At 63.1% G+C, this 331-nt stretch carries 1 protein-coding gene; it reads right to left on the reverse strand.

Going from position 1 to position 331, the window contains the following annotated elements:
- Positions 1 to 331 (reverse strand): ABC transporter substrate-binding protein (locus EN807_RS33725; protein ID WP_246684525.1); only part of this gene is annotated, 331 nt, incomplete at both ends.

A 331-nucleotide genomic window follows, 5' to 3' on the forward strand; every position in this document is an offset into this window, starting at 1 on the left:
GCCAGTCGAAACGGCCCGAATATTGGATCGCGTCGCGCTGCGTGCCGTTGACCCCGTTGAGCACGACCCTCAAGCCCAGCTTTTCCATCTGCGCCACGACGCCTTCGGCGAGGCTCTTGTCGGTGGTGTAGTCGTTGTTGACCAGCATCACGATCTCGACATTCTTGCCGCCGGCGGTGCCGGCCGGGAAGTTCACGAACCCGTCGCCGTCGGTATCCTTGAGGCCGGCCTTGGCGAGCTCGGCCTTGGCGCCCTCGAGGTCGAAGGGATAATAGACGGTCGACTTGCGGTCGTAGAAGCTGGTGCCGGATGAGAAACCGCCGGCGTAGAT

The organism is Mesorhizobium sp. M5C.F.Ca.ET.164.01.1.1, from assembly GCF_004792125.1.
GTDB lineage: Bacteria > Pseudomonadota > Alphaproteobacteria > Rhizobiales > Rhizobiaceae > Mesorhizobium > Mesorhizobium wenxiniae.